This is a genomic window from Polymorphospora rubra, assembly GCF_018324255.1.
In the GTDB taxonomy this organism is placed as follows: Bacteria; Actinomycetota; Actinomycetes; order Mycobacteriales; family Micromonosporaceae; genus Polymorphospora; species Polymorphospora rubra.
The window spans coordinates 1,525,414-1,547,156 of record NZ_AP023359.1 but is presented as its reverse complement, the minus strand read 5'-3'; the positions used below and the strand labels follow the sequence as shown (position 1 = coordinate 1,547,156).

At 72.5% G+C, this 21,743-nt stretch carries 21 protein-coding genes, 1 tRNA gene and 1 pseudogene; 18 read left to right on the top strand and 5 right to left on the bottom strand.

Annotated features, from left to right (window positions below):
- Positions 1–78: 78 nt before the first annotated feature.
- Both Prubr_RS07020 and Prubr_RS07015 read left to right on the top strand, forming a co-directional pair.
- Positions 79–582 (top strand): amino-acid N-acetyltransferase, encoded by a 504-nt coding sequence (locus Prubr_RS07020; protein ID WP_212822723.1) that lies wholly within the window; start codon positions 79–81, stop codon positions 580–582.
- Positions 583–634: 52 nt separating this feature from the next.
- A complete protein-coding gene (locus Prubr_RS07015; RefSeq protein WP_212827628.1) occupies positions 635–1,558 on the top strand; it encodes a Ppx/GppA phosphatase family protein in 924 nt (307 codons plus the stop codon).
- A gap of 25 nt (positions 1,559–1,583) precedes the next feature.
- On the opposite strand, the gene Prubr_RS07010 is transcribed toward Prubr_RS07015, so the two are convergent.
- Positions 1,584–2,012 carry a hypothetical protein gene (locus tag Prubr_RS07010; protein ID WP_212822721.1) on the bottom strand — a complete coding sequence of 143 codons (429 nt, stop codon included), beginning with the start codon at positions 2,010–2,012 and terminating at the stop codon, positions 1,584–1,586.
- A gap of 78 nt (positions 2,013–2,090) precedes the next feature.
- Here Prubr_RS07010 and Prubr_RS07005 point away from each other — a divergent pair, with 78 nt between their 5' ends.
- The 11 genes and pseudogenes from Prubr_RS07005 to Prubr_RS06955 all read left to right on the top strand — a co-directional run bounded on the left by Prubr_RS07005 (position 2,091) and on the right by Prubr_RS06955 (position 11,599).
- A complete protein-coding gene (locus Prubr_RS07005; protein WP_212822719.1) occupies positions 2,091–2,423 on the top strand; it encodes a PadR family transcriptional regulator in 333 nt (110 codons plus the stop codon).
- Between the two features lie 218 nt (positions 2,424–2,641).
- Positions 2,642–3,646: an HAAS signaling domain-containing protein gene (locus Prubr_RS07000; RefSeq protein ID WP_212822717.1), complete on the top strand. Its 1,005-nt coding sequence runs from the start codon at positions 2,642–2,644 to the stop codon at positions 3,644–3,646.
- A 158-nt stretch (positions 3,647–3,804) separates the two neighbouring features.
- Complete coding sequence (locus Prubr_RS06995; RefSeq protein WP_212822716.1) at positions 3,805–4,245, top strand: LppU/SCO3897 family protein; 441 nt, start codon at positions 3,805–3,807, stop codon at positions 4,243–4,245.
- Between the two features lie 174 nt (positions 4,246–4,419).
- Positions 4,420–5,115 carry a dienelactone hydrolase family protein gene (locus Prubr_RS06990; protein ID WP_212822715.1) on the top strand — a complete coding sequence of 232 codons (696 nt, stop codon included), beginning with the start codon at positions 4,420–4,422 and terminating at the stop codon, positions 5,113–5,115.
- Positions 5,116–5,193: 78 nt separating this feature from the next.
- The gene (locus Prubr_RS06985; RefSeq protein ID WP_212827626.1) at positions 5,194–5,916 is read left to right on the top strand and encodes a uracil-DNA glycosylase; all 723 of its coding nucleotides are present in this window, start codon (positions 5,194–5,196) and stop codon (positions 5,914–5,916) included.
- Between the two features lie 8 nt (positions 5,917–5,924).
- Complete coding sequence (locus Prubr_RS06980) at positions 5,925–6,638, top strand: DUF4129 domain-containing protein (RefSeq protein ID WP_212822713.1); 714 nt, start codon at positions 5,925–5,927, stop codon at positions 6,636–6,638.
- The gene (locus Prubr_RS06975; RefSeq protein ID WP_212822710.1) at positions 6,635–7,198 is read left to right on the top strand and encodes a hypothetical protein; all 564 of its coding nucleotides are present in this window, start codon (positions 6,635–6,637) and stop codon (positions 7,196–7,198) included. The genes Prubr_RS06980 and Prubr_RS06975 overlap by 4 nt, the downstream gene beginning before the upstream one ends.
- Entirely contained in the window at positions 7,195–8,217 is a 1,023-nt protein-coding gene (locus Prubr_RS06970; RefSeq protein WP_212822708.1) for an AAA family ATPase, read from the top strand. The genes Prubr_RS06975 and Prubr_RS06970 overlap by 4 nt, the downstream gene beginning before the upstream one ends.
- A complete protein-coding gene (locus Prubr_RS06965; RefSeq protein WP_212822706.1) occupies positions 8,217–9,572 on the top strand; it encodes a DUF58 domain-containing protein in 1,356 nt (451 codons plus the stop codon). The genes Prubr_RS06970 and Prubr_RS06965 overlap by 1 nt, the downstream gene beginning before the upstream one ends.
- A pseudogene (locus Prubr_RS06960) lies at positions 9,572–10,128 on the top strand (hypothetical protein). Before Prubr_RS06965 ends, Prubr_RS06960 begins: the two are co-directional and overlap by 1 nt.
- 136 nt (positions 10,129–10,264) lie before the next feature.
- On the top strand, positions 10,265–11,599 hold the full coding sequence (locus Prubr_RS06955; protein WP_212822705.1) for an NAD(P)/FAD-dependent oxidoreductase: 1,335 nt from the start codon (positions 10,265–10,267) through the stop codon (positions 11,597–11,599).
- A 36-nt stretch (positions 11,600–11,635) separates the two neighbouring features.
- On the opposite strand, the gene Prubr_RS06950 is transcribed toward Prubr_RS06955, so the two are convergent.
- Positions 11,636–13,525, bottom strand: a complete 1,890-nt coding sequence (locus tag Prubr_RS06950; protein WP_425517987.1) for a hypothetical protein — start codon at positions 13,523–13,525, stop codon at positions 11,636–11,638.
- 95 nt (positions 13,526–13,620) lie between these two features.
- Between Prubr_RS06950 and Prubr_RS06945 the strand changes: the two genes are divergently transcribed.
- The 3 genes from Prubr_RS06945 to Prubr_RS06935 all read left to right on the top strand — a co-directional run bounded on the left by Prubr_RS06945 (position 13,621) and on the right by Prubr_RS06935 (position 16,105).
- A tRNA-Leu gene (locus Prubr_RS06945) sits at positions 13,621–13,701 on the top strand.
- A gap of 110 nt (positions 13,702–13,811) precedes the next feature.
- On the top strand, positions 13,812–14,618 hold the full coding sequence (locus tag Prubr_RS06940) for a Bax inhibitor-1/YccA family protein (protein ID WP_212822703.1): 807 nt from the start codon (positions 13,812–13,814) through the stop codon (positions 14,616–14,618).
- 1,103 nt (positions 14,619–15,721) lie between these two features.
- Positions 15,722–16,105, top strand: a complete 384-nt coding sequence (locus Prubr_RS06935; RefSeq protein WP_212822701.1) for a hypothetical protein — start codon at positions 15,722–15,724, stop codon at positions 16,103–16,105.
- 99 nt (positions 16,106–16,204) lie between these two features.
- On the opposite strand, the gene Prubr_RS06930 is transcribed toward Prubr_RS06935, so the two are convergent.
- The 3 genes from Prubr_RS06930 to Prubr_RS06920 are packed head-to-tail and all read right to left on the bottom strand — an operon-like array spanning position 16,205 to position 19,490.
- A complete protein-coding gene (locus Prubr_RS06930) occupies positions 16,205–17,467 on the bottom strand; it encodes an acetyl-CoA C-acetyltransferase (protein ID WP_212822699.1) in 1,263 nt (420 codons plus the stop codon).
- A gap of 58 nt (positions 17,468–17,525) precedes the next feature.
- Positions 17,526–18,314 (bottom strand): SGNH/GDSL hydrolase family protein, encoded by a 789-nt coding sequence (locus tag Prubr_RS06925; protein WP_212827622.1) that lies wholly within the window; start codon positions 18,312–18,314, stop codon positions 17,526–17,528.
- Positions 18,315–18,362: 48 nt separating this feature from the next.
- Complete coding sequence (locus Prubr_RS06920) at positions 18,363–19,490, bottom strand: SGNH/GDSL hydrolase family protein (RefSeq protein ID WP_212822697.1); 1,128 nt, start codon at positions 19,488–19,490, stop codon at positions 18,363–18,365.
- Positions 19,491–19,719: 229 nt separating this feature from the next.
- Here Prubr_RS06920 and Prubr_RS06915 point away from each other — a divergent pair, with 229 nt between their 5' ends.
- Both Prubr_RS06915 and Prubr_RS06910 read left to right on the top strand, forming a co-directional pair.
- The gene (locus Prubr_RS06915; RefSeq protein ID WP_212822695.1) at positions 19,720–20,076 is read left to right on the top strand and encodes a YkvA family protein; all 357 of its coding nucleotides are present in this window, start codon (positions 19,720–19,722) and stop codon (positions 20,074–20,076) included.
- 80 nt (positions 20,077–20,156) lie between these two features.
- Positions 20,157–21,527 carry a cystathionine beta-synthase gene (locus tag Prubr_RS06910; RefSeq protein ID WP_212822692.1) on the top strand — a complete coding sequence of 457 codons (1,371 nt, stop codon included), beginning with the start codon at positions 20,157–20,159 and terminating at the stop codon, positions 21,525–21,527.
- Positions 21,528–21,743 lie beyond the last annotated feature (216 nt).

The window sequence follows — 21,743 nt, the reverse complement described above, 5'->3', positions numbered from 1 at the left end:
CGCGGGCCCGACACGAATCCGGGATTTCCGGCCGCCCCGGCCGGTGCGCCCGGACCCGGCGGCCCTAGTTTGGTGGGCATGGATTTCGTCGTACGCCGGGCGCGTACCTCGGACGTGCGGGTCATCCGCCAACTGATCGACACCTACAGCGGCGGCCGGCGGATGCTCAGCAAGGCCACGGTCACCCTCTTCGAGGACATCCAGGAGTTCTGGGTGGCGGTCCGCGCCGACGACGGGGTGGTGGTCGGCTGCGGGGCGCTGCACGTGATGTGGGAGGACCTGGCCGAGATCCGAACCGTGGCGGTCGACCCGGACTGCCGGGGCATGCGGATCGGTCACCGGATCGTCGATGCGTTGCTGGCCGCCGCCCGCGAACTGGGGGTGGCCCGGGTCTTCGTGCTGACCTTCGAGACCAGGTTCTTCGGCTCGTTCGGGTTCGTCGAGATCGACGGGGCGCCGGTCCCGCACCAGGTCTACGAGCAGTTGCTGCGCTCGTACGACGAGGGGGTCGCCGAGTTTCTCGGCCTGGAACGGGTCAAGCCCAACACCCTGGGCAACGTACGGATGCTGCTGCATCTGTGAGGGCGGCCCCGCCGGGGTCGACGTGACCTCGTAGGGTTGCGGCGTGACGAGAGTGGCGGCGATCGACTGCGGCACCAACTCGATCCGGCTCCTGGTGGCCGACCTGCCCGGGCCGGACGACCCGCCGGGCGCGCCGCTGGGCGACCTGATCCGGCAGATGGAGATCGTCCGCCTCGGGCAGGGCGTCGACCGCACCGGACGGCTGGCCCCGGAGGCGATCGAGCGCACCCGGACGGCGCTGGTCGGCTACGCCGAGCGGATCGAGTCGCTCGGCGTCGACCGGGTCCGGATGTGCGCCACGTCCGCGTCCCGCGACGCGTCGAATGCCGACGACTTCCGGGCCATGGTGCTCGACACGCTCGGGGTGGCGCCCGAGGTGGTGACCGGCGTCGAGGAGGCACGACTGTCGTTCACCGGTGCCGTACGCGGGCTGCCGGCGGACGCCCGTCCGCCGTACCTGGTCGTCGACATCGGCGGTGGGTCGACGGAGTTCGTCGTGGGCGGTGCCGAGGTCGAGAGCGCGGTCTCGGTCGACATCGGCTGTGTCCGGATGACCGAGCGGCATCTGCACGGCGATCCACCGAGCGCGGACCAGGTCGCGGCCGCCGAGGTCGACATCGCCGAGGCGGTCGACCGGGCGCTGGCCGTCGTACCGGGCCGGGAGGCCGCGACCCTGGTCGGCCTGGCCGGTTCGGTCACGACCGTGGTCGGCATCGCGCGGGAACTGCCCGAGTACGACCCGACCCGCATCCATCACGCCCGGGTGTCGTACGAGGCGGTGGCGAAGGTGACCGCCGACCTGCTGGCCCGGTCGGCGGCGCAGCGGATGGAGATTCCGGTGATGCACCCGGGCCGGGCCGACGTGATCGGTGCCGGGGCGCTCGTGCTGCGGATCATCATGGAGCGGGCCGGAATGACCTCGGTGGTGGCCAGCGAGCACGACATCCTCGACGGCATCGCCTGGAGCCTCGCCTAGTTGGCGGGGCAGGCGCCGGATCGGCTCAGCCGGAACGGCGCATCTCCGCGCGGAACTGCTCGCGCGGCTCGGCCTCGTCCCGCGACCACCACCAGCCGTAGCTGACCGCGCCCGGCTGCGGGACGGTGAGCGTGATCCGGGCGACCATCGGACCCTCGTACGCGGTGAACTGGTTGGGCGCGGTCTGGGCGAAGCGCACCACACCGGGCAGTTTCAGGCAGGCGACGTGCAGTTCGGGACGGCCACCCTCGCCGACCACGAGCACGGTGTGTTCGACGTGCTGGAGGCCGTCGCGGTCGTTGGTGGCCTCGTAGTCGAGGATCAGGGCCCGCCCGTGCACCGCCGAGGTGACCGCCATCCGGGCCACGAACGGGCCGCTTTCGGGGCCGTCGCCCCGGCCCCGGTAGACGCCCGGCGCGGCGGCGAGCCGACTGAGGAGTTCGTTGGCAGGCACGGCGTCAGATTAGCCGCAACACGCCAGCGGGTAGCGCGCGGTTGACGCTACTGTGCATTGCGAAGTAGCGTTCGTCGCGTGGACACCACCCAGTTGCTCAAGGGCGTGCTGGATCTCGCGGTACTCGCCGTGCTCAAAGACGAGGACGGTTACGGTTACGACATTCTGCGCCGGCTGCGCGCGGCCGGGCTTGACGAGGTGGGCGACGCCTCGGTCTACGGCACGCTGCGCAGGCTCTTCCAGTCAGGTTTCCTGACCACCTACGTCGTGCCGAGTGAAGCGGGCCCGCACCGCAAGTACTACTCGCTCAACGCCGCCGGCCGCGACCAGCTCAACCGCAGCGCCAAGGTCTGGCGCGAATTCGCCTCCACAATGGACACCTTGCTCGACGATCGGGGGACGGCGGCATGACCGAGCCGCGCGAGGGAATGGGTTGGCTCAGGCCTCAGTCATGTGGCCGCCGAGCGGAGCGAGGTGCCGTGTGAGTGAGCGGAGCGAGCGATTGGGTTGGCTCAGGCCTCAGTCATGTGGCCGCCGAGCGGAGCGAGGTGCCGTGTGAGTGAGCGGAGCGAGCGATTGGGTTGGCTCAGGCCTCAGTCATGCGGCCGCCGAGCGGAGCGAGGTGCCGCATGACCGTCACGAGTGGGCCGGAGATCACGCGCTACGTGCAGCAGGTGCGGGCGGCGCTCGCCGACCTGCCGCCGGCGGTCCGCGACGAGTTGCTCGAGGACCTGCCGGAACACCTCGCGGAGATCGCCGCCGAGGGGGAGGGTCCGCTGGTCGACCGGCTCGGTCCGCCGGCCGCGTACGCCGCCGAGTTGCGCGCCGCCGCCGACATTCCGGTCAAGCCGCCGGCGCCGAATCTCGACGACCGGATCGCCGGGGCCGTTCGCCGTGGTCGGACGCAACTGAAGGCGGCCGACACCCGGCTCGGTCCGCTGATCGGCTATCCGATGGTCTCCGACTTCCTGCGGCTGCTGCGGCCGGCCTGGTGGGTGCTGCGGGGCTACCTGGCCGCGATGGTGGTCGGGTTCTTCGTCAACGGCAACGGCCTGACGCTGGTTCCGAGGGTGGACGGCACGATCTTCGGCACCCTGTTCCTGATCGTCGCCTTCGTGGTCGGCTCGATCTGGCTCGGCCGGCGTGGCGCCGACCGCCTCGGTCGGTGGCAGCGGCGTGGGTTGCACGCCGTCGGGGTCGTGGTGGCTGTCTTCGGCTTTGTGGCGCTCGTTGATTCCGACCCTTCGCCGACCTACTACACGCCGACGTACAGCGATCCCTATTCGGAGGTCCGGGACGTGTACGTCTACGACGAGCAGGGTCGGCTGATCCAGAACGCGCGACTGCTCGACCAGGACGGCCGGCCGATCCGACTCGGCCAGCCGTGGTGCGAGGAGGCAATCCGGGCGCAGAACGAGGGAAGTCTAAAGTGGACCTACCCGTACTGCCCGGAGGGTGCGCCGATCAAGCCGTTCGCGACCGAGGTGCCCGCGCCGTCGCTGCCGCCGATCCCGTCGCCGTCGGAAGCCGCGCCGACCGACGCGGCGCCGACCGGTCCGGGGCCGTCGCCCACCGCGACGGTCGAGCCGACCCCATCCACGTCCGGTGTGCCGGAGCCCACATCGACCGGCTGAAGGTGCGCCGGATCGGGCCAAATTGATCAACTGTTCGGTCGGGGCAGATCGACCGGCTGGATCGATCATGTCGATTCCGTGAAATCGGGTCGATGAATGTCGGTGGTGCTCGTTACGGTGTCGCCTGCCAGATCAACCCCCATGGAAGGAAATCCTTCGTGTCTGAGCAGGTCGCACCGCCGCCCCCGCCGCCGGCCGGTGCCCCCAACCCCTCGATGACGCCTCCTCCGCCGCCGGCACCGCCGTCGCGTGGCAAGGCGTTCCTCGGCGGCATCGCCAAGCAGGTCATCGGCGTGGTCGTGGTCCTCGTCGTGATCGCTGTCGGCGGATTCATCTGGAACAACCTGACCGGTGACCCCTCGACGGCCAGCGTCGGCGACTGCCTGGTCGGTGAGGACGAGGACACCCTCAAGGTGATCGACTGCGGCGACGCCACCGCCCAGTGGAAGGTCGTCGGCAAGGTCGAGGACAAGTCCGAGAGCGAGTTCCGGGCCTCTGAAGGAATCTGCGCGGTCCACCCGACGAGCGAGATCGCGTACTGGTGGGGCAAGCCTGGCGGCAACGGCGACGTGCTCTGCATGGAGCCGGCCGCCGGGTAGAGACCGCCAGCCGGTTCGATGAAGCCGGCGGCGACGGGGCATACCTCGGGTTAAAAGGAGGTGTACGCCACGTCGCCGCCGGCTTCCGCGTTCCTGTCCGGCATGACACGCTGACGCCCACGCAAGACCACTGTGCGACCAGCCAACGATGACTGACCGACAGGAGGACGGCCGATGGGCGAAATGGTGAGCTACCGCAGTAACGGCGGGACCAGCGAGGGCTACCTCGCCCTGCCGACAGGTGAGCGGGCCTCCGCCGCCCCGGCCGTCATCGTCATTCAGGAGTGGTGGGGCCTGGTGCCGCACATCACGTCGATCGCCGACCGGTTCGCCGCGGCCGGATTCGTGGCCCTGGCCCCCGACCTCTACCACGGCAAGTCGACCAGCGAGCCCGACGAGGCCGGCAAGCTCATCATGGGCCTGGCGATGGATCAGGCGGCCAAGGACATCGGCGGTGCCGCCGATTACCTCGCCCAGCGCCCGGATGCCAACGGCCGGGTCGGCACCGTCGGATTCTGCGCGGGCGGCAGCCTCGCGCTGTGGTCGGCGACCCTGTCCGACCGGATCGTGGCGACCGTCGGCTTCTACCCGGTCCTGCCGTGGGAGCGGATGCGTCCGGAGTGGACGGACTACGCTGGCAAGGCGGCGGTCATCCACTGCTCCGAGGAGGACGGCACGTCGGCGGCCGAGGGCGTGGTCACGGCATCACGTGCCATCGAGGCAGCGGGCGGCGAGTGCGCCGTGCACGACTACCCGGGCACCCGGCACGCGTTCTTCAACGACGACCGGCCGGAAGTCTTCGACCGGGTGGCTTCGGCCAGCGCGTGGGCTCGTACCCTGGAGGTTTTCCGCACCAGACTCGCCGCCTGACCGGACGCGTCCCCGGTCTGGCAGCATGGGGACGCGTCGATCACGGGAGGTGGCGTGGTTAGCCGTACCGCTGCGGATGTGGTCGCTGGTGCCCGGAGCGCCGGCGACCTGGCCGCGCTGGATGCGGCGGTGGCGGACTGCTTCGCCTGCCCCCGGCTGGTCGGGTGGCGCGAGGAGGTCGCGACGACCCGGCGGGCGGCGTTCCGCGACCAGGTCTACTGGGGCCGCCCGGTGCCCGGCTTCGGCGCCGGCGACGCCAGGATCGGCATCCTCGGTCTCGCGCCGGCCGCGCACGGCGGCAACCGTACCGGCCGGATCTTCACCGGTGACCGCTCCGGCGACGTGCTCTTCGCGGCGCTGCACCGGGCCGGACTGGCGAACCAGCCGACCAGCCTGGCCGTCGACGACGGCCTCACCGTCCAAGGCACCCGGATCTTCGCGGCGGTGCGCTGCGCGCCGCCGGACAACAAGCCCACCCCGGCCGAACGTGACACCTGCGCGCCGTGGCTGCACCGCGAGATCGAACTGATCAGGTCCACCCTGCGGGTCGTGGTCGCGCTGGGCGCGTTCGCCTGGGCCGCGTGGTGGCCGGCCATGACCCGGGTGTACGGCGTACGCCCGCCCAGCCCGCGTCCGGCGTTCGGGCACGGCGCACACTGGGCCGGCGACGGACCGAACCCCGTTCCGCACCTGCTGGGCTGCTATCACGTCAGTCAGCAGAACACCTTCACCGGGCGACTCACCCCGGCGATGCTCGACGACGTGTTCGGGCGGGCGAAGAGCCTCGCCGGACTGGATTGAGGGCCGCTGTGGACGTCAATTCCCTGCGCCGGCTCTGGCCGTTGGCGGTCGTCGCGCTGCTGCTCGCGTTGACGGCGGTCGCGGCCGGGCATTCGTCGCTCAGGTTGAGCCGGGTCGAGCCGGCGGTCGACAGCGACGTCGTGCCGGGGTTGCCCGACTACTCGCAGGACCGGGAGATGCCGTCCTTCCCGCCGGAGCCCAGCCCGGTCGCCGCGGCCGAACCCACCGAGCTGCCCGGGTGGCTGGCCCCGCTGGCCGCCACGCTCTGTGTGCTCGCCGTCGTGGTGGCCGTCGGTCTGCTGGTGTGGGCGATGCTGCGCGACCGGCTGGGCCGCCGAACCCGCCGGGTCCGGCCGGACGCCCCGAAACGGGCCGCCGGCCGTACGGCCGAGGAGGTGGTCGCCGCCGTCGACGCCGGCCTGGTCGATCTGTCCGACGCCGACGCCGACCCGCGGCGGGCGGTCATCGCCTGCTGGTTGCGACTGGAACAGGCCGCCGCCGCGGCGGGCGTGCAGCGGGAGGTCGGCGACACCCCGACCGACCTGGTGACCCGGCTGCTCAGCGGCAACCGTGGGGTGAGCGCGGACGTGCTCGGCGCCTTCGCCACCGTCTACCGGGAGGCGCGCTACGCCACCCGTACCGTCGACGAGCGGATGCGTAACCAGGCCCGGGCCGCCCTGCAACGACTGCGCGGCGAACTCACCGCCGAGGTGCAGCCGTGACGAGTATCGACGATCTGCTCCAGCACGAGGAGGAGCCGGCGCGCCGGTCCCGGCGGGACCGGTCGGGGCTGCGGCGGTGGCTCCGTACGGCGGCGATCGCCGCCGCCTGCACCGCCGTGACCGCCTTCGGGCTGCGGCTGTTCGGGCTCGCGGTGCCGCTGGTCGCCGTCTTCGCCGGTTTCCTCGCGTTGCTCGTGCTGCGCCGGGTCACGGCGGGGCTCGTCCCGCCGGCCCCGGTACGCCCGCCGGTACGACCCGACGACGGCACCTACAACTGGTCCGCCCAGGATGCCCTGCAGAGCGCGGTCAGCCGGTGGGAGACGGCGCTCGCGCGGGCGCAGAACGACCCGGAGCGGTTCAACCGGGTGGTGCTGCCGGCGCTCGGTGAACTTGTCGACGAACGGCTGCGGCAGCGCCACGGCTGCACCCGGGCGACCGACCCGGAGCGGGCCCGCGCGCTGCTGACCGATCCACTGTGGAATTTGCTGGACACTCCGGCCAGGCGCAAGCCCAGGCCGGCCGACATCGCGGCGGCCGTCGCGCAATTGGAGCAAACATGACCGGTGGAGACGCCGTAACCGGAGGCCGGCGAGCGGGCGGAGTCACCGTGCCCGACGTGGGCCGGATGGCCCAGGCGGTGCTCGACTCGGTCGGCACGGTCGTCGTCGGCAAGCAGGACGCCCTCGAACTCGTGCTCGCCGGCATTCTCGCGGGCGGGCACGTGCTGCTGGAGGACCTGCCCGGCCTGGGCAAGACGCTGACCGCCCGGTCCTTCGCGCAGGCGCTCGGCCTCGACTTCCGCCGTCTGCAGTTCACGCCGGACCTGCTGCCCGCCGACGTCACCGGTTCGTTCCTCTACGACCAGAGCAAGGCCGACTTCACCTTCCGGGCCGGTCCGGTCTTCACCAACCTGCTGCTCGCCGACGAGATCAACCGAACCCCGCCGAAGACCCAGGCGGCACTGCTGGAGGCGATGCAGGAGAAGCAGGTGTCGGTGGAAGGTGTCACCTACCGCCTCGACGCGCCGTTCCACGTGCTCGCCACCGCCAACCCCATCGAGTACGAGGGCACCTATCCGCTGCCGGAGGCGCAGCTCGACCGGTTCCTGCTCCGCGTCTCGTTCGGTTATCCGGACCGGGAGCAGGAGTGGGACATCCTGCGCCGGCGGATCTCCCGCCAGCGCGAGGAGACCGAGCTCGAACCGGTCGTCGACGCCGCCACCCTGCTGGCCATGCAGGCCGCGCTGGAGACGGTCGTGGTCGAGGACTCCATCGGCCGCTACATCGTCGAACTGACCGCGGCCACCCGCGAGAACGCCTCGGTCCTGGTCGGTGCGTCGCCGCGCGGCTCGCTGGCGCTGCTGCTGCTGGCCCGGGCGAAGGCCGTGCTCGCCGGCCGTGACTACGTCATCCCGGAGGACGTGAAGGGGGTCGCCGTACCGGCGCTGGCCCACCGGATCACCCTGCGGCCGGAGATGTGGCTGCGCCGGGTCGACCCGTCGTTCGTCGTGGAAGAGGTGCTGGCCAGCACGCCGGCCCCGGCCAGCGGAGCACTGCCGACGTACGCGGCCGGCTTCTGATGCTGCGGCCCGCCGTGCCGGGCGCGCAGGCCGTGCCCGAGTACGACCACACCGACCAGCCGGACTGGACCCCGACCCGGGCGCTCGGTCGGGCCGTGCTGCTGGTCGGGCTGCTCCTCGTCGCCGGGGTGCTGCTCGGTCGGGTCGACCTTGTCGTGCTCGCCACGCCGTTCGCGCTCGGGACCGCGTGGGCGTTGCGCCGCCGTCCCGCCGGGCCGCCCCGACTGCGGATCGACGCCGGTGACGGCCATCTCGTCGAGGGCGGGCCGGTCAGCGGTACGGTCACCGTCGGCAACCATGCCGCCGCCGGCTACGATCTGGCCGTCGTACGCACCCGCACCTCGCCCTGGCTGCGGCTCGAGCGTGGTGACCGGCCGCACGCGATCGCCGTACCGGCCGGCGGCGAGGTCGACGTCGAGTTACGGGGCGAGGCGCTGCGCTGGGGACGTCAGCCGCTCGGACCGGCCGGGGTCCAGGTCGCGGCCGGTGACGGTCTCGTGGTCAGCCGGCCGGTGATCGCCGAGCCGCGGGGCGTACCGGTCTATCCGGTCACCGACCCGTTCGACGCCGACGAGGCGATGCCGCGGGCCGCCGGACTGGTCGGCGGGCACCGGTCCCGGCGGCCGGGTGAGGGCGGCGAGCTGGCCGGCGTACGGATCTTCGGGCCGGGCGACCGGCTGCGGCGGATCGACTGGCGGGTGTCGCTGCGGACCCGGCAACTGCACGTGGCGTCGACGCTGTCCGACCGCGACGCCGAGGTCGTGCTCCTGCTCGACGTACTCGCCGAGGCCGGCAGGTCGGGCGGGGTCAAGGGCAGCCCGTCGGTGCTCGACACCACCGTGCGGGCCGCCGCCGCGGTCGCCGAGCACTACCTGCACCGCGGCGACCGGGTGTCGATGCTGGAGTACGGGCCGGCCGCCCGACGGTTGCGTCCGGCCACCGGCCGCCGGCAATACCTGACGGTCCTCGAATGGCTGCTCGACGTACGCGCCGAAGCGAGCCCGTACGAGCCGTACGACCAGGTTTTCGGTCCGCACGTGCTGTCGTCGGACGCGCTCGTGGTGGTGCTCACCCCGCTCGTCGACCCGCGCTCGGCGGAGATGCTCGCCCGCCTGGCCCGGTCCGGCCGGTTCGTGGTCGCCGTCGACACGCTGCCGGACACGGCGGCCCCGCCCGGCCGGGGGCAGTGGAGCGACATCGCGCACCGGCTGTGGCGTCTCGACCGCGACAACACCATCGGCCAGCTACGTGAGCACGGCGTCCCGGTCGTCGCCTGGGCCGGCGCCGGCAGCCTCGACCTGGTGCTGCGCGACGTGGCCCGGCTGGCCTCCGCACCCCGGCCGGTGCACCGGTGATCTCGTCGGTCGTCGAGCGGATCCGGTCGGTCCGCACCGTGGTGACCCGGGCGACGCTGCCGCCGCTCGGGGTCCGTGGCGGTATCCTGCTCACCGGGATCGTGGCGCTGGTGCTGGCGTACCCGGCGCAGATCTTCCTCAGCCGCTTCGCCTTCGCCCTGTTCGTCGCCGCCGTCCTGCCGGTGGTCGCCCCCGGGGCCGGTGGGCGACCGTCTTCGCGGTCGTCACCGTCGGCGGCTGGGTGCTGTCCACCACCCGGTACGGCGAACCCGTGGCACTGTGGCGGCTGCTCGGCCTGGCCACCTTCCTCTACCTGCACCACACCCTGTGCGCCCTCGCCGCGGTCCTGCCGTACGACGCGGTCGTCGCCCCCGAGGTGTTCACCGGCTGGTCGGTGCGCGCCGGGGTGGTGGTGCTGGCCTCGGCCGTGCTCGGCATCCTGCTGCTGGCCGCCGCGCAGTGGGGCGGTGACCGTACCTTCCTCGCCGCCGCGCTGGCCGGGTTCGCCGTCGCGGTCGGTGTCGCGGCGCTGCTCGCCCGCCTGCTGCGCCGCTGACGGCGTCCCGTCCGAGGGAAACCGGCGGTCCGGGCGGACGTGACCGCCGACACGGAGCGACATCACACCGTTGTCCTCGGTCACAAAGGCCGGTATCGGAGGCATAACCGGCGGCCGGCAGGAGAAAGATGGAGGCGTGAAACCGCAGCGGATTCTGGTGGTGGGCGCCGGTCACGTCGGGCTCTACGCGGCTCTGCGCCTGTCGAAGAAGCTCGGGTCGCGCGAGGCGGAAGTCGTCGTCGTCGACCCGCAGCCCCACATGACCTATCAGCCGTTCCTGCCCGAGGCGGCAGCCGGCAACATCTCCCCGCGGCACTCCGTCGTGCCGCTGCGCCGCGAACTTCGTCGGTGCCAGATCGTCGCCGGAACCGTCACCCGGGTCGAACACGCCCGCAAGACCGCGACCGTGCAGCCGATCATCGGCCCGGCCCGCGAGATCGGGTACGACCACATCGTCGTCGCCCCCGGCGCGGTCTCCCGCACCCTGCCGATTCCCGGCCTGCGCGAGCACGGCATCGGGTTCAAGACCATCGGTGAGGCCATCTACCTGCGTAACCACGTGCTCGACCGGCTGGATGTGGCGGCGGCCACCGCCGACCCGGAGACCCGTCGGAGCGCGTTGACGTTCGTCTTCGTCGGCGGCGGCTACGCCGGCATCGAGGCGCTGGCCGAGATGGAGGACATGGCCCGGGACGCGCTGAAGTACTACCCGGAGCTGAAGGCCGAGGACATGCGGTGGGTGCTGGTCGAGGCGACCCAGCGGGTGCTGCCCGAGGTCGACCGGGACATGGGCGCGTACACGGTCGAGGTGTTGCTCAAGCGGGGGATGGACATCCGGCTGGACACCCGGCTGGAGTCGTGTGTCGACGGGCTGGTGAAGCTTTCCGACGGCGACGCCTTTCGCGCCGACACCATCGTCTGGACCGCCGGCGTCAAGCCGTCGCCGATGCTCGACAACACCGACCTGCCGCGTGACGAGCGCCGCCGCGTCACCTGCCTGCCGACGCTCCAGGTGGTCGACGGGGACAAGATCGTCGAGGGTGCCTGGAGCGCCGGCGACTGCGCGGCCGTACCGGACCTGACCGGCCCGCCCGGGGCCTTCTGCTCGCCGAGCGCCCAGCACGCCGTACGGCAGGCGTCCCGGCTGGCCGACAACATCCGGGCGGTGATCCGGGGCCAGGAGCCGGTCGAATACAAGCACAAGCACGCCGGCAGCGTCGCCAGCCTCGGCCTGCACAAGGGCGTCGCCCAGGTCTACGGGATCAAGCTCAAGGGCCTGCCGGCCTGGTTCATGCACCGGACGTACCACATGAGCCGGATCCCGTCCCTGAACCGGAAGGTACGGGTCGTCGTCGACTGGACGCTGGCCTTCGTCCTGCGCCGCGAGGTGGTCGCGCTCGGGCAGCTGCACGACCCGCGCGAGGAGTTCCTGGAGGCGACGCCCCGGCTGGACGCCGACAGCCGGGCCTGACGCTCCACCTGACCCGGGCGCCGGCCGGCGCCCGGGTCAGCGCACCTTCCAGGTCCAGGCGTCGGCCGACCGGGTGGGCGGGCCGAGAAGCTGCTCCAGCGCGCTGCGCAGGCTGTCGCCGTTCGCTGTCCCGTCGGCCAGGGCCACGCAGGAGGCACCCCAGAAGTCGATGTCGGCGCCGGCCCGCTGCCGGTCCTCGTCGTCGATCGCCGGCACCGCCCCGGTTCGGGCCACCTCCGCCAGCAGCGCCGACGTGGCCTGCTTGTAGGTGCCCATCGACGCCCGCCCGTCCGCCGCGTACGGCCCGATGAAGAACCCCTCGGGCAGGGCGAACTCGGCGTTCGCCGCCGCCGCCCAGCGCTGCGGCCACGGCTCCTGCGGGGTCGGCAGCGGCACCGGCACCAGCACGCCGCCCGGCTCGACGCAGTCGCGCCAGTGCCCGCCGGTGATGAACTGCGGCAGCGGCGGGCGTTCGGCGGTCGGCAGCGGTGCGGGGAAGACCGTCGCCAGCGCGACCGCGACCGCGCCCGGGACGAGCAGCCGTACCGGCCGACCGGAAGCCCGCAGCGCCCGGTCGACGGCGAACGCGAGGACCGTGGCGATCAGCGGTACGGCCGCGACGGCGAACCGCATCGGCAGCGCGCCGTCGATCACCGGCACCCCGAGCAGCAGCGCGTACGGGCCGGAGATGGTGGTGCGTACGCCGTCGATCACCAGTTCGGGGCCGAGTGACAGGGCCGCCATCACGACCGTGGCGATCGTGCAGGCGCTGACGAGTGGCCGGCGGATCAGCCAGGCGGTGCAGCCGACCGCGACGACGATCAGCGGCCAGCCGAGGAAGGTGTTGTATTCGGCCGGGCCGGTGGTCAGCCGGGCCGAGTCGTCGCTGCCGGTGACCGACAGCGGCGAGAACGCCGACCAACTCGCCAGGTCGGCGGAGAAGTAGTGCGGGCTGAACATGCCGTTCGGCACGCTGCCCGGTCCGGCGAACTGGAACCACAGCGGGTAGGCGAGCACGAGGCTGGCGGAGCCGACCGCGAGCGCCATGCCGGCGGCGGCGCCGGGCAGGATCCGCCGGACGTGTGGCCAGTTCACGGCGGCGTACGCCAGCGTGATCACGACCAGGGTGAGCGCGGTGAGGAAGACGACCTCCTCGCCGATGAACACCTGCGCGGTCACGGCCGCCCCGAGCCCGAGCCCGGACGTGACGATCCGCCGCCGGTCCGGGCCGGTGGCACCGGTCGGGCCGACGGTGCCGGTCGGATCGGCGGTGCCGGTGGGATCGGCGGTGCCGGTCGGATCGGCGGCGCGGACCAGGCGGACGACCAACCAGACGATCACCGGAACCATGAACTGGGCGGTCATGTGGAGGTGGCTGTTGGTCTGCGAGACCATCGCCGGGGCGAAGCCGCACAGACCGGCGCCCAGCGCGGCGGCGAACCGGTGCAACCGCGCCGTACGGGTGAACAGCAGATACCAGGCGATCGCCGTCGCGGCCAGACACAGCCCGGCCAGCACGGCGAACGTGACCGGTACGCCGAACAGCAGCGTCACCGGGGCGAAGACCACACCCAGCAGGATCACCGTCGTGTTGGCCATCAGATTGACGCCGTCCGGTGCGTTCAACCGGTCGGTCCGCAATCCGACATCGCCGAACAGCAGGCGGGCGTCGTTGGCGAGGAACCACTCGTAGAGCGTCTGGTCCTCGGGGTTCAGCGCCAGCACCCGGCTGCCCGGGTCGGGCCACAGCCCGTGTGTGACCCAGCCGGCGATGACGAGGAAGATGAGGCAGATTACGAGGTCGGGGGCATGATCACGGATCGTGCTCGGTCGTCCGGCCGGGCTGGCCCGCCGTCCGTCCGACCCGTTCGCCGGGTCCGTCGAATCCTGTCCGGCGTCCGTGGCGGCAGTGCTGGTCACGGCCATGACCCTAGCGTCGCGCGCTGCGACGGGTACGCCCCGGTCGGTATAGACCGGCTACCGTATGGGCAGCGCGGCAATCGGCCGCTGCAGACCGCCCGGCCCGGGTGGTGGAACGGCAGACACGGCCGCCTTAAAAGCGGCTGCCGAAAGGCGTGCGGGTTCGATCCCCGCCCCGGGCACCTCGTGCGTTCAGCGTGCTCACAGGCTGTGGAACTCCCGAATATTCGTGGAGGAGATTACTGTTGTAGTGCACGGTCACCGTGCAACGACCTCTGAAGGAGGCCTGACAGTGAGAACTTCCAACCCGGTGCTGGCCCGGCTCGGCCGCGCGGCCGAGCGCGAGCGGGCCGCCGGGTACGCCCCCGCCGGCCAGTTCGGTCAGCCGTACCCGACGGCGGCGGGATACCCGGCCGCGCCGCCCGCCGTGCAGCCGATGTCGGTGGACGACGTCGTCGTCAAGACCGTCACCCTGCTCGGCATCGTCGGCGCCTCGGCCGCCGCCGCGTGGGTCCTCGTGCCCGACGCGCTGCTCAGCGCGGCCTGGATCGGTGCGGCGGTCGTCGGGCTCGTGCTCGGCCTGGTCATCTCGTTCTCCCGGATGGCCAACCCGGCACTGGTCGTCACCTACGCCGTCGTCGAGGGTGTCTTCGTCGGCATGGTGAGCAAGTACTTCGAGGTCGTCGCCGGCTTCCAGGGCATCGTCCTGCAGGCGGTGGTCGCCACCTTCGGGGTGTTCTTCCTGATGGCGATGCTCTACAAGGTCCGGGCGATCCGGGCCACGCCGAAGTTCGTCCGCGGCATGATCGCCGCGATGGTCGGCCTCTTCGCCGTCATGCTGATCAACCTGGTGCTGTCGCTCTTCGGCGTTGACACCGGGCTGCGTAGCGGGGGCGCGCTGGCGATCGGCTTCAGCGTCATCTGCATCATCGTGGCCGCGCTCAGCTTCGTCCTCAGCTTCCACGAGGTCGAGGAAGGCGTCCGGATGGGGCTGCCGCAGCGCTACTCCTGGACCGCCGCCTTCGGCATCCTGGTCAGCCTGATCTGGCTCTACATCGAGATCCTGCGGCTACTCAGTTTCTTCCAGGGCGACGACTGACCGTCCCCTACCGGCGCCGTCGCCCGACCGGCCGCGCCACCGACCACCAACCGACGCCCGCCCCACCCCGGGGCGGGCGTCGCCCTTTCTCGAGCACGGCCCTCCGGTGCGGCGGCGACCCGGCCCTGGCCTTCCCGGCCCTGGCCTTCCCGGCCCTGGCCTTCCCGGCCCTGGCCTTCCCGGCCCTGGCCTTCCCGGCCCTGGCCTTCCCGGCCCTGGCCTTCCCGGCCCTGGCCTTCCCGGCCCTGGCCTTCCCGGCCCTGGCCTTCCCGGCCCTGGCCTTCCCGGCCCTGGCCTTCCCGGCCCTGGCCTTCCCGGCCCTGGCCTTCCCGGCCCTGGCCTTCCCGGCCCTGGCCTTCCCGGCCCTGGCCTTCCCGGCCCTGGCCTTCCCGGCCCTGGCCTTCCCGGCCCTGGCCTTCCCGGCCCTGGCCTTCCCGGCCCTGGCCTTCCCGGCCCTGGCCTTCCCGGCCCTGGCCTTCCCGGCCCTGGCCTTCCCGGCCCTGGCCTCTCCCCGCCCTGGCCTTTCCCGGCCGAAGGGACCGGCGATCAAGGCCACCTGCCGTCCTGGCTGCCGATCCGCCCAAGCGGGCGCGACAGCGACCCGACCACCGCCGGGATCGCGGCCAGCGATTGTCGTTGATCTGGGCGGGAGAGACCTTATCCAGCCCGGGTAAGGTCTCTCCCGCCCAGATCAACACGACAGCCGAATGTGACGCGGGCGCGCTGGCAGACCCGTTCCACCCGAGCCCCCGTGCACCGGCAGCATTCGGCGAAGCAATCGACGGACAGGTCTGACCGCAACCAGGGTCGCGAGTCGACCGAGCGCCGCCGCACCGTCTGGAGCCCGAGGACATGCGGCGAAGCCGTCACACCTCGCGGGGTGAAGACGGTGCATGGGGTGGCGCGAAGCGGAGCGAGCCGGCCCCGCCGGGGGTGGGGCCAGCCAACTCAGTCCGAGCGCCGCCGCACCGTCTGGAGCCCGAGGACATGCGGCGAAGCCGTCATGCCCGGAGGGTGAAGACGGTGCATGGGGCGGCGCGAAGCGGAGCGAGCCAGCCGAGGCGAAGGCGAGGTCGGTCAACTCAGCCATAGACTGGCCCGCCATGAGTGTCGAGGAGTTCGGCCGCGCAGTGGATCTGCTTGCGCGTCAGGTCGGTCACTGGGAGGCGCCGCGCTGGCGGGCCACGGCGGGCTCCGGCGGGATCCTGCCCAACCGGGGTCCCGTCGTGGCGGGTTCGGCCGTTTCGGTCGACCGGGATGCCCCGCCGGCCCGGCGGGATCTCATGCACGCGCTGGTGCAGCGGATCGCCGATCGGGCGGCCGACGCCGAGGGCGAACCCCGGCGGCCGGTGCCTCGGCTGTCGAACGATCTCGCCCTCACCGATCAGTTGAAGGTGGTCGCCGCGGACCTGGTCGCCGCCGGCCCGGCACCGGACCTGCTCGGCGCGGCCGTCGCCGACGTACAGGAGACCCGGCGCGCACTGTGACCGTACGGTGTTGCCAAGATCCCCGTGATCAGGGAGTCGGACGCCCGACACGCCGGCGACCCGCCGGTACTGGTCCCTGATCACGAGGATCTTGGTGGGTCAGCTCAGGCGTTCGAGGATCATCGCCATGCCCTGGCCGCCGCCGACGCACATCGTCTCGAGACCGATCGTGCGGTCGTGCCAGTCGAGGGCGTTGAGCAGCGTCCCGGTGATCCGTGCCCCGGTCATCCCGAACGGGTGCCCGACCGCGATCGCGCCGCCCATCACGTTGAGCTTGTCGAGCGGGATCCCCAGTTCCCGGTACGACGGGATCACCTGTGCCGCGAACGCCTCGTTGATCTCGACCAGGTCGACGTCGTCGATGGTCATGCCGGCCCGGCGCAGCGCCTGCCGGGATGCCTCGACCGGGCCGAGCCCCATGATCTCCGGGGACAGCGCGCTCACCCCGGTCGACACGATCCGGGCCAGCGGGGTGATGCCCAGCTCCCGGGCCCGGCTCTCGCTCATCACGACCACGGCGGCGGCGCCGTCGTTGAGCGGGCAGCAGTTGCCGGCGGTGACCCGGCCGTCCGGACGGAACACCGGCTTGAGCCCGGCCACCCCCTCCAGGGTCACCCCGGGCCGCGGGCCGTCGTCGGTGCTGACCACCTCACCGGACGGCAGCGTCACCGGCGTGATCTCGCGGGCCCAGAACCCGTCCGCGATGGCCTTCTCGGCGAGGTTCTGGCTGCGTACGCCGAACTCGTCCATGTCGGCCCGGCTGACGTCGTACGCCTGGGCGAGGTTCTCCGCCGTCTGCCCCATCGCGAGGTAGACGTCGGGCAGTTCGCCGTCGAGCCGGGGGTCGTGCCACGGCTGTCCGCCGCCCTGCGCCTGTGCCGTCGAGCGCTCCCGCGCCGCCGCGAACCGCGGGTTCTGCCAACCGCCGCCGACCAGTTCCTGTGCCTGCGGCGGCAGGCTGTCGGAGTTGCCCCGGGCGTACCGGGAGACGCACTCGACGCCGGCGGAGACGAAGATGTCGCCTTCTCCGGCGGCGATGGCGTGGAAGGCCATCCGGGTGGTCTGGAGCGACGAGGCGCAGTAGCGGGTCACGGTCGCCCCGGGCACGGTGTCGAGGCCGAGCAGTGTGCCGACCACCCGGGCCATGTTGAAGCCCTGCTCGCCGCCGGGTAGGCCGCAGCCGAGGTAGAGGTCGTCGATCCGTGTCGGATCGAGCTGCGGCACCTTGTCCAGGGCGGCCCGGACGATGGTGGCCGCGAGGTCGTCGGGCCGGAGCTCGCGCAGCGATCCCTTGGCCGCGCGGCCGATGGGGGAGCGGGCGGTGGAGACGATGACGGCGGTGCGGGACGGCTCTGTCGACATGAGCCCAACTTAACCCGCGGGTAACTTCGTCGGGAAGATCGGCGGACGGAGCGGTGCCTCAGCGGCGGTCGACACCGCTCGCCGCGCGGGCGACCGCCGGCAGCAGCGCGTGCGCCCAGACCCGGTAGCCGTCCGCCGAGGGGTGGTAGCCGTCGTAGCAGAGCGTGCCGGCGTCGGCCCGGAACACCGGCCCCGCCTCGGCGGCCAGGTCGACGGTGTGGCCGCCCGACTCGTGCACCGCCCGCGCCTGTGCCCGCGCCGTCACCCGTCCGGCCCACCCGACCACCTGCCGCAGCGGCGGGGCGATCGACCGTACGGCGCCGAGGTCGGGGCAGGTGCCGACGACGACCTCGACGCCGGCCGTACGCAGCCGCCGTACGGCCGCGCCGAGGTGCGCGGCCGCCTCGACCGGCCGGCGTAGACCGGTGGCGTCGTTGGCCCCGATCAGGATGACCGCCACGTCCGGAAGCTGCCCCAGCAGCGCCCGCGCCACCTGCGTGGCGAGATCGGTCGACCGGGACCCGGAGACGCCGACGCTGGACAGTTCGACCCGTCGCCGCCCGGCGGTCGGGCCGTCGCCTTCGCTGAGCAGCCGGGCCAGTTGGCCACCGACGGTGTCGGCCATCTGGTCGACACCGACGCCGAGCGCCAGCGAGTCGCCGAGCAGGACCAGGCGCAGCGGCGGGGCCGACCGGTCACCGACCGTCGCGCGCAGCGTCAGGCCCATCTCCGGTTGCGCGTAGCGGCGGGTACGGGCCACCAGTGCCTCGCCAGCGAGCAGTGCCGCGCCGCCGACCGTGCCGGCGAGCAGGGTGAGGGCGGCGGCCCGCCCGACGCGTACGGCCATGCCGCTCACCGTGTCACCCCGGGGCGGGCGAGGCACACCGGCGACCGTTCACCGGGGTTCCTCCACCGTGGAGGGTTGTCCCACGTCGTGTGACCCATGCCCCAAGGGTACGGCGATCGGCGCCGGATCGTCGGTTCGCGCATTGCCGAACAGGGCCGGCAGCCCACCGGCCGGCAGCGGAGCGAGCCAGGCCGGCCGGTGCCGCCGCAGTTGTGCCCAGCGGCCACCCGGCCCACGGTCGCGGCCGGCGACCTGGGTGCCGCTGACCTCGGTGCCCGGCTGGCGGGCGGCCTGCGCGGCGGCCTCGGTCAGCGAGCGCACCCCCTCGCCGGCCGCCGGTGCGGGCCGCCGCTCCTCGCCGGCACCGAGCGCGGCCAGGACCGTGGGCAGCATCGCCGCCACCGCCACCGCGTAGCCGTCGGCGGACGGGTGGTAGCGGTCCCAGGCGAACATCCGGACCGGGTCGGCGGCGAACCGTGGACCCAGCAGGTCGCCGAGCGACACCGTGCGGCCGCCCGCCTCGACCACCGCCACCGTCTGGGCCGCCGCCAACTGCCGGCTCCACCGGCGGGCCAGCCACCGCAGCGGTGGCTTGATCGGCTGGATCGCGCCGAGGTCGGGACAGGTGCCGACGACGACCTCGGCACCGGCCCGACGCAGATCACGTACGGCGTCGACCAGGTGGCGCACCGCGATCCCGTACGGCGTGCGGTTGGTGACGTCGTTGCCGCCGATCAGGATGACCGCGAGATCGGGTTTCTCCTCGATCGCCACCTCGACCTGCGGGGCGAGGCCGGAGGAGATCGAACCCACGACCGCGAACCGGCGCAGCCGTACCGGCCGCCCCAGCCGGCGGGACACGCCGGTGGCCAGCAACGCGCCGGGCGTCTCCCGTGGACGGTGGACGCCGTAGCCCGCCGCCGTCGAGTCACCGAGGACGACGAGGGTGATCGGTCGGCCGGGGAACTTGGCGCCGTAGAGGCCGTCACCGCGCGGCGGCGGGGCCTCGGCCATGGGGATGGTGCGGCGGGCCCGGTTGGCCTGACCGAGCACCACCCCGCCGAGAGCCACGGCGGTGGCCGTGGTCAGACCCGCGCCGATCGCGGCCGCCCAACCCACCCGCCGGGCGATCCGCCACGAGGCCGATCCCCGTTCGACCGTCTCCACCCGAGCCATTCGCGTCCCCCCGGACCGTCGTCTGCGCGCCGGCGCCCTCCACGGAAAGACCGACCGGCGGGAACAGTCCGGGCGGTCGTGCCGCGGGCGCCGTACGGTCTTCGAGGTTATCTCCCGGGTGCGACACCCGGCTGCGGCCGTTGCCTAGATCCGCGACCGGTTGGGTACGTACCGCGACGGAGGCGTCGGTTGGCGGGTGGGTGCATCATTGGCGACAGGGAGGCGTGACATGGCCAAGAGTCTGAAGCGGACCGCCGCTTTCGCGGCGTTGGGGCGGGCGCTCACGTCGGGCGCCCGTGGTGGTCCCGGCCTGGGCAAACGGATCGGCGCGGTGCCACGGATGATCAAAGCCACCGCGCGTGGCGAGTACGACGGCGGCCTGCGGCTGGCGATGATGGCCGCCGCGACGGCGTACATCGCGTCGCCGGTCGACCTGGTGCCGGAGTTGTTCCTGACCGTCTTCGGCCTGGCCGACGACGCGCTCATGGCGACCTGGCTGGCCGGTTCGATCCTCGCCGAGACGGAGCGGTTCCTGGAGTGGGAGGCCAAGCGCAGCACGGTGATCCCGGGGCAGGTCGTGACCTGAACTGCACGTAGTCTTGACGTGACCCGTGCGACCACCGGCCCGGCCACCTGCCGTGGCGCTTCCAAGAAGGGCACAACGACGTGCGCTACTCCGACAATGTCGTCGAGCTGATCGGCAACACCCCGCTGGTACGGCTCCGCAGCGTCACCGAGGGCATCGCCGCCACGGTGCTGGCGAAGGTCGAATACTTCAACCCCGGCGGCTCGGTCAAGGACCGGATCGCCCTGCGGATGGTCGAAGAGGCCGAGAAGGCCGGGCTGCTGCAGCCCGGCGGCACGATCGTCGAACCGACCAGCGGCAACACCGGCGTCGGCCTGGCCCTGGTGGCACAGCTCAAGGGCTACCGCTGCGTCTTCGTCTGCCCGGACAAGGTCAGCGAGGACAAGCAGAACGTGCTGCGGGCGTACGGCGCCGAGGTGGTGGTCTGCCCGACGAACGTCGCGCCGGAGGACCCCCGGTCCTACTACAACGTCTCCGACCGGCTGGCCCAGGAGATCCCCGGGGCGTGGAAGCCCAACCAGTACTCCAACCCCGCCAACACGCGGTCGCACTACGAGACGACCGGTCCGGAGATCTGGGAGCAGACGGCCGGCCGGATCACCCACTTCGTCGCCGGTATCGGCAGCGGCGGCACCATTTCCGGCATCGGCCGCTACCTGAAGGAGGCGTCCGAGGGGCGGGTCCGCATCGTCGGCGCCGACCCCGAGGGCTCGGTCTACTCCGGCGGCACCGGCCGGCCCTACCTCGTGGAGGGCGTCGGCGAGGACTTCTGGCCGGAGAACTACGACCGGACCGTCTGCGACGAGATCGTGGAGGTTTCCGACAAGGAGTCCTTCGACCTGACCCGGCGGCTGGCCCGGGAGGAGGGGCTGCTGGTCGGCGGTTCGTGCGGCATGGCGGTCGTCGCCGCGCTCGACGTCGCCCGGCGCGCCGGGCCCGACGACATCGTCGTGGTGCTGCTGCCCGACGGCGGTCGCGGCTACCTCTCGAAGATCTTCAACGACGAGTGGATGGCCCGCTACGGGTTCCTGGAGACCGGCGGGGCCGAGGCGACGGTGGCCGAGGCGCTGGCCGGCAAGCCCGGCGGCATGCCGGAGTTGATCCACGTGCACCCGACCGAGACGGTCCGGGACGCGATCGACTACATGCGCGAGTACGGCGTCTCCCAGCTTCCGGTGCTCAAGGCCGAACCGCCGGTGGTGACCGGCGAGGTCGCCGGCTCGGTCGCCGAGCGCGACCTGCTCGACGCGCTCTTCACCGGTCAGGCACAGCTGCACGACATGGTCGAGCGGCACATGGGGCCGCCGCTGCCGGTCGTCGGCGGCGGGCAGCCGGTGAGCGAGGCGGTCACGCTGCTGGAGAAGTCCGACGCGGCGCTCGTGCTCGTCGACGGCAAGCCGAAGGGCGTGCTGACCCGGCAGGACCTCCTGGCGCATCTCGGCGCCCGATGATGGTGTCCGGATGTCGCACAACCTGTCCGACCGGTCGGGTCCGCGGCGCCGTTGACTAGGTGTACGCAGGACGCCACGGCCTGCGGCACGACAACCAGAACAAGTCTTCGCACGAGCGGTGACCACCGGCGATGCCCCGCCAGCTCCCGACGGTCCCGCACCGCCCACCTGACCAGGTGACCGGCAGCCTCCGCCGGTCTGACGCCTCCGGCCAGG